This is a genomic window from Mycobacterium sp. (assembly GCF_035653355.1).
GTDB lineage: Bacteria > Actinomycetota > Actinomycetes > Mycobacteriales > Mycobacteriaceae > Mycobacterium.
Genome location: NZ_DASRBZ010000334.1, coordinates 1 through 6489 on the forward strand (window position 1 = coordinate 1; position 6489 = coordinate 6489).

At 66.5% G+C, this 6489-nt stretch carries 8 protein-coding genes; 5 read left to right on the forward strand and 3 right to left on the reverse strand.

All coding sequences use genetic code 11. The features are described 5' to 3' along the window. On the forward strand, positions 1 to 608 hold a 608-nt coding region (locus VFA16_RS11530), incomplete at its 5' end, for a helix-hairpin-helix domain-containing protein (RefSeq protein ID WP_324967935.1). A 15-nt stretch (positions 609 to 623) separates the two neighbouring features. Here VFA16_RS11530 and VFA16_RS11535 read toward each other — a convergent pair. Next, complete coding sequence (locus VFA16_RS11535) at positions 624 to 1745, reverse strand: cytochrome P450 (protein ID WP_414687697.1); 1122 nt, start codon at positions 1743 to 1745, stop codon at positions 624 to 626. 145 nt (positions 1746 to 1890) lie between these two features. On the opposite strand from VFA16_RS11535, the gene VFA16_RS11540 reads away from it, so the two are divergent. After that, positions 1891 to 2466 carry a TetR/AcrR family transcriptional regulator gene (locus VFA16_RS11540; protein ID WP_324967937.1) on the forward strand — a complete coding sequence of 192 codons (576 nt, stop codon included), beginning with the start codon at positions 1891 to 1893 and terminating at the stop codon, positions 2464 to 2466. A gap of 18 nt (positions 2467 to 2484) precedes the next feature. Here VFA16_RS11540 and VFA16_RS11545 read toward each other — a convergent pair whose 3' ends face one another. Next, complete coding sequence (locus VFA16_RS11545) at positions 2485 to 3144, reverse strand: amino acid-binding protein (protein WP_324967938.1); 660 nt, start codon at positions 3142 to 3144, stop codon at positions 2485 to 2487. A gap of 109 nt (positions 3145 to 3253) precedes the next feature. Here VFA16_RS11545 and gatC point away from each other — a divergent pair, with 109 nt between their 5' ends. The 3 genes from gatC (at position 3254) to VFA16_RS11560 (ending at position 6143) form a co-directional block, all read left to right on the forward strand. Further along, positions 3254 to 3553, forward strand: coding sequence for an Asp-tRNA(Asn)/Glu-tRNA(Gln) amidotransferase subunit GatC (gene gatC / locus VFA16_RS11550; RefSeq protein WP_324967942.1), 300 nt, complete (start codon positions 3254 to 3256; stop codon positions 3551 to 3553). Continuing rightward, the gene (gene gatA / locus VFA16_RS11555; RefSeq protein ID WP_324967939.1) at positions 3550 to 5034 is read left to right on the forward strand and encodes an Asp-tRNA(Asn)/Glu-tRNA(Gln) amidotransferase subunit GatA; all 1485 of its coding nucleotides are present in this window, start codon (positions 3550 to 3552) and stop codon (positions 5032 to 5034) included. The genes gatC and gatA overlap by 4 nt, the downstream gene beginning before the upstream one ends. 77 nt (positions 5035 to 5111) lie before the next feature. Beyond that, on the forward strand, positions 5112 to 6143 hold the full coding sequence (locus VFA16_RS11560; protein WP_324967940.1) for an ATP-dependent 6-phosphofructokinase: 1032 nt from the start codon (positions 5112 to 5114) through the stop codon (positions 6141 to 6143). Here VFA16_RS11560 and VFA16_RS11565 read toward each other — a convergent pair. Beyond that, complete coding sequence (locus VFA16_RS11565) at positions 6113 to 6349, reverse strand: hypothetical protein (RefSeq protein ID WP_324967941.1); 237 nt, start codon at positions 6347 to 6349, stop codon at positions 6113 to 6115. The two genes, VFA16_RS11560 and VFA16_RS11565, sit on opposite strands and share 31 nt — an antisense overlap. Positions 6350 to 6489 lie beyond the last annotated feature (140 nt).

The following is a 6489-nucleotide window of genomic DNA, read 5'->3' on the forward strand; positions in this document are numbered from 1 at the left end:
TGTTGCGCACGGAACTTTTCCGCACGAAAGCCGGCGCGCTGTCGGCCAACGGCAAGCGGCTGCTGGCCAACCTGCAGGAGGCGAAATCCCGGCCGCTCTGGCGGGTACTGGTGGCGCTGTCCATCCGCCATGTGGGGCCGACGGCCGCGCGGGCGCTGGCCACCGAGTTCGGCAGCCTGGACGCGATCATGTCGGCGTCGACCGAGCAGCTGGCCGCTGTCGAGGGTGTCGGGCCCACGATCGCCGCCGCCGTCACAGAGTGGTTCGGCGTCGACTGGCATCGCGCGATCGTCGAGAAGTGGCGGGCCGCGGGCGTGCGGACGGCCGACGAGCGCGACACCAGCGTGCCCCGCACGCTGGAAGGGCTGACGATCGTGGTTACCGGATCGCTGACCGGCTTCTCGCGCGACGACGCCAAGGAGGCCATCGTGGCGCGGGGCGGCAAGGCAGCCGGCTCGGTGTCGAAGAAGACCGACTACGTTGTCGCTGGCGATTCGCCCGGTTCGAAATACGACAAGGCCGTCGAGCTGGGTGTGCCCATCCTTGACGAGGACGGGTTCCGCAAGCTGCTAGCGGAGGGGCCGCAAGGAATCTCAGCCGCGCACTGACGGCCGCAGCTCAGTTCACCACGACACGGGTAGTTCGACGAGCCCGCCGGCCAGTACGTCGCTACGCACAGTCAGCATCGCCGGATCTACCGTAAGGTGCATCGACGGAAAGCGTGGAATTAGTTGGCTAAACACAGTTTTCAACTCGATACGCGCCAAAGGGGCCCCAATGCAATAACGTGCGCCGTATCCGAAGGTGAGGTGAGGTGCGTGTTTGCCGGCGAGGTCCAGGTCGTCGGGTTGGCCGAAAACCGTCGGGTCGTGATTGGCCGAGCCAATGTCAAGCAGCACTAGGTCTCCGGTGTGGATTGCAACGCCATCGATCTCGAAGTCTGTTCGTGCGTAGCGGGGTATGCCGCCGACGCCGCCACCGGAACTCGTTGCCCGCAATAGCTCCTCGACCGCGCTCGGAATCAGCGCGGGGGTAGCCCAAAGCGCCCGCCAATGAGCGGGATTCGTCAGCAACATCAATGCCGAAAGTCCGATCGCAACCACGGTGGTCTCGTGTCCGGCGAAGAGCAATGCCATTGACAGCAGGGCGGCTTCGGCGTCCGATACGCCCGGGGTGGCGCACAGTCGAGAGATCACGTCGTCGTCGGGATGAGAGCGTTTGTGTTCGACCAGCTTCATGGCGTAGCTGAACAGTTCGGCCAGGCCATGCTCTGAGCGTGCGTGATCGCATACGTTGGCGGTGTCCTGAGTCCAGGCGCGGAACTGGTCACGATCGGAGTACGGCACGCCCAGCAGTTCGCAGATCACCAGAATTGGCAACGGCACAGCCAAATTCGCGTGCAGGTCGGCTGGCGGACCGTGTTGCGTGATTTCGTCGAGCAGTCCGCTGCTGAGCGCTTCGACCCTCGGTACCAAAGACCGCAAATGCCGGGGCGAGAAGTGCGGCTGCAACAATGAACGCATTCGTGCGTGGTCGGCCTCCTCGGTGTCGAAGTTGCCCAGCGGACCACCGAACAATGCCGACTGCCCAATGCGTGCGGCGGTATGGGGTTCGGGATGTCCGCGACCGAGTCGGTCGTCTTCGAGCAAACGCCGCACCTCTGCATAGCCGGTGACCAGCCATGCTTCGTGACCTACCGGCGTATGGATTCGATGGATAGGCCCCTGCGACTGCAACGCGCGCAGTTGCTGCGGGAGTTGGAGGGGACGTGTCTGCGGGAAAGGCAGCCGGGCTGATGTCGTCACCGCATCCTCCGTTGAAGACCTCTTGTATAAGATACTATAGACAAGGCTGGTTGTAAATTATGCCTTTAATATGAGGAGGTTGCCGGTGACGGTTGCCCGAACCGAGCCGACGCGACGGCTGCCTCGCGCGCAACGGCGCGAACAGATTCTCGATGCCGCGACTCGGGCTTTCGCGCGCGCCGGCTTCGCCAACACCGGCCTCGATGTCATCGCCGCCGAAGCTGGTGTCACTCCGGTGATCCTGTACCGGCACTTCGCCTCGAAGGCTGACCTCTACCGCGAAGTGCTCGACAACGGTTACCGCCGGCTACGGCAGGCCACCGGCGGGGACGAGTTCGACGACGGCAGCATCCCCGCGCTAGTGCGTGCAGCGGCTGCTGATCCCGACGCCTTCCGACTGCTGTTTCGCTACGCGGCCCGTGAACCCGAATTTCGCGACGTCATGGAAACCGTCAACGACAGCGGTACCGAGATCACGCGGCGCCACCTTGCTGACATAGCCGACGAGCGGTGGCGAAGCTGGGCAGCACACCTCTTGCCGAGCCTCACCACCGACGCCGTCATCGCCTGGCTTGACGCCGGCCAGCCCGACCCTGATCAGGCCGCCGGCCGTATCCGACATGTGGTCGATGCGGTGCTCCAGGCCGCCGAGCCGCAGTGATTCGACGAGCGCGCTCGTTCAGCGCAGCATCGTCGCCACGATGCCGGCGAGGTATCCCAGCCGCGCCACCTCCGACGGACGAAAAGCCGGTCCACCAGGCCGGCCCAGCATCACCGCGGTGTGTGGGTCACCCAGGGGCGCCGCCACCAGGGTGGTGTCCATATCGCGCCAGGCCGGCGGCACCCAGTCGGCGGTGCCGTCCAACGCCTCGGCGCGCCGGATCGGCAACCACGGTGCCGACGACACCTTCGTTTCCGGCGCGCCTGGACTGCCCACCATCACATCCAGGCCTGTGCCGGTCTTGCGCACGACCGTGCACCAGCCCACCCGCAGCACGCGCGGGGCTTCGTCGGCCAGCACCTTCAGCCGGGAATCGTTGTCGCCGGCCGCCGCGACGTGGTCGAGAAGCTCCAGCTCCCGGTGAGCTTCCAACAGCCCGGTATGCGGTCGCAGGCTGTCCACCCGGATGCCCTTGAGCGCTTCGGCTGCGGTGATCAAGCTGTCCGGCATCGCCCCCGGCGGCAGCTCGACCACCAGGTCGTCGATCGCGTACCCGGAGGCGCGGTCCACCACGTCGAGCGACAAAATGTCGGCGCCGACCGAGCCGAGCGCCACGGCCAAAGAGCCGAGGCTGCCCGGTCGGTCCACCAATTGGACGCGCAGCAGATACGACGGCACGCGCAACACTGTGACACAGCGATACGCCGACGGCATTTCGGCCGCTAACCGTTCTGGCTGGGTGACTGCACCGCTAAGCCGCAGATTAGGCTTTTCGGTCGTGTCCCAGATCTCCCGCATCTCCCGTCAGGAGGTCGCGCACCTGGCTCGGCTGGCCCGCCTGGCGTTGACCGACGCCGAGCTGGACAGCTTTGCCACCCAGCTCGACGCCATCTTGACCCACGTCAGCGTGATCCAAGCCGTCGACGTCACCGGCGTCGAAGCGACCGACAACCCGCTCAGAGACGTCAACGTCACCCGGCCCGACGAGATCATGCCGTGCTTGACCCAGCAGGAAGCGCTCGCCCAGGCGCCCGAGGCCGTCGACGGCCGCTTCGCCGTTCCCAAGATCCTCGGTGAGCCGCAGTGACCGACATCGTCCGGCTGGACGCCGCCAGCTTGGCCGCCAAGATCGCCGACAAGGAACTGTCGTCCACCGAGCTCACCCAGGCGTGCCTCGACCAGATCCAGGCAACCGACGATCGGTACAACGCGTTCTTGCATGTTGCCGCAGAGCAGGCATTGGCCGCGGCCGGCACGGTCGACAAGTCGCTGGCCGCCGGCGAGCCGCTGCCGTCCCCGCTGGCCGGCGTGCCGCTGGCGCTCAAGGATGTGTTCACCACCGTCGACATGCCCACGACCTGCGGATCCAAGATTCTCGAAGGCTGGCGATCCCCGTACGACGCCACGCTCACTACGCGGCTGCGTGCGGCCGGCATCCCGATCCTGGGCAAGACCAACATGGACGAGTTCGCGATGGGCTCGTCGACCGAGAACTCCGCCTACGGCCCCACCCGCAATCCGTGGGACGTCGAGCGGGTGCCCGGCGGCTCTGGCGGCGGCACGGCGGCGGCGCTGGCCGCGTTTGAGGCGCCGCTGGGCATCGGGACCGACACCGGCGGCTCGATCCGCCAGCCCGCCGCGCTGACCGCAACGGTCGGCGTCAAGCCGACGTACGGAACGGTGTCGCGGTACGGGCTGGTGGCCTGCGCGTCGTCGCTGGATCAGGGCGGCCCGTGCGCACGCACGGTGCTGGATACCGCGCTGCTGCACCAGGTGATCGCGGGGCATGACGCTAAAGACTCGACCTCCGTCGACGCGCCGGTGCCCGACGTGGTGGGTGCCGCCAAGGCCGGCGCCGACGGCGATCTGCGCGGTGTGCGCATCGGCGTGGTACGCCAGCTCCACAGCGGCGAGGGTTACCAGCCGGGCGTGCTGGCGTCGTTCAACGCCGCTGTCGAGCAGTTGACCGCACTCGGTGCCGACGTGAGCGAAGTCGATTGTCCGCACTTCGATTACGCGCTGGCCGCCTACTACCTGATCCTGCCGTCGGAGGTGTCCAGCAACCTGGCCCGCTTCGACGCTATGCGCTACGGGCTGCGGGTCGGCGACGACGGCACGCACAGCGCCGAGGAGGTGATGGCGCTGACCCGCGCCGCTGGATTCGGCCCAGAAGTTAAGCGGCGCATCATGATTGGCACGTATGCGCTGTCTGCCGGTTACTACGACGCTTATTACAACCAGGCACAGAAGGTGCGCACGTTGATCGCGCGCGATCTCGACGAGGCGTACAGAACGGTCGACGTGCTGGTGTCGCCGACGACACCGACCACGGCGTTCCGGTTGGGGGAGAAGGTCGACGATCCGCTGGCGATGTACCTGTTCGACCTGTGCACGCTGCCGTTGAACCTGGCCGGCCACTGTGGCATGTCGGTGCCGTCGGGGTTGTCACCGGACGACAACCTTCCCGTCGGGTTGCAGGTCATGGCGCCGGCATTGGCCGACGATCGCCTTTACCGGGTGGCGGCGGCCTACGAGGCCGCGCGCGGGCCGCTGCCGTCGGCCGTCTAGCGCGAGCAGACGCAAAAGTGCCGTGAAACCGGGCGTTTTGGGTGCTTTTGCATCTGCTGGCCGGGCAAGATGAGGGCATGCGGATCGGGATTCTCACCGGGGGCGGCGACTGCCCGGGGCTCAACGCCGTCATCCGGGCAGTGGTGCGCACCTGCGACGCCCGCTACGGCTCGGCGGTGGTCGGCTTCCAAGACGGTTGGCGCGGGCTGCTGGAGAACCGGCGCATCCAGTTGCACAACGACGACCGCAACGACCGGCTGCTGACCAAGGGCGGAACGATGCTGGGCACCGCCCGTGTGCACCCCGACAAGCTGCGGGCCGGGTTGAACCAGATTATGCAGACCCTCGACGACAACGGAATCGACGTGCTGATCCCGATCGGCGGTGAAGGCACTCTGACTGCCGCCCATTGGCTGTCCGAAGAGAACGTCCCGGTCGTCGGGGTGCCGAAGACCATCGACAACGACATCGATTGCACCGATGTGACTTTCGGACACGACACCGCGTTGACTGTCGCCACCGAGGCCATCGACCGGTTGCACAGCACCGCCGAATCGCACCAGCGGGTCATGCTGGTGGAGGTGATGGGCCGGCACGCCGGCTGGATCGCCTTGAATGCTGGTTTGGCGTCCGGTGCTCACATGACATTGATTCCCGAACAGCCCTTCGACGTCGAAGAGGTGTGCCGGCTGGTCAAGGGACGCTTCCAGCGGGGTGACTCACATTTCATCTGCGTGGTCGCCGAGGGCGCCAAACCGGTTCCTGGGTCGATGAATTTGCGGGAAGGCGGCGTCGACGAGTTCGGACATGAGCGTTTCACCGGGGTGGCCGCGCAGCTTGCGAGTGAGGTGGAGAAACGCATCAACAAGGACGTGCGGGTGACGGTGCTCGGGCATGTCCAACGCGGTGGCACACCGACCGCCTTCGATCGGGTGCTGGCTACCAGGTTCGGGGTCAACGCGGCCGACGCTGCACACACCGGCGAGTACGGGATGATGGTGTCGCTGCGCGGGCAAGACATCGGCCGTGTGCCGCTGGCCGATGCGGTGCGCCAGCTCAAGCTGGTACCGCAGACTCGCTACGACGACGCCGCCGCCTTCTTCGGCTGACGCGTCGGCCGGACAATCCCGCGAATGCGTCCGCGTAGCTGCCCGACGACCGGGCTCTCGCCGCCGACCTCGGGGGCGAAGACCTCGCCGCCCGGCACGGTGACCGAAAGGATCTTGTTCGACCACCCATGCCGCGCGGAAGACGCAACGACGCTGAAGTGGTTGTGCTGGCGATCAACCACATCGAACCGGGCGGGCGTCGACACCCTCACTTCGGCTGTCCCCCGAATGCACTTCACGGTTGATATGTCCACGGTTCATGCCCGCACAACCGCTGCGTGGCTCGGCGGCCGGCGGCAACGTTGCGGCGCGGCTGGCGATTGTCGCGGGGATCATTGTGTCCGGG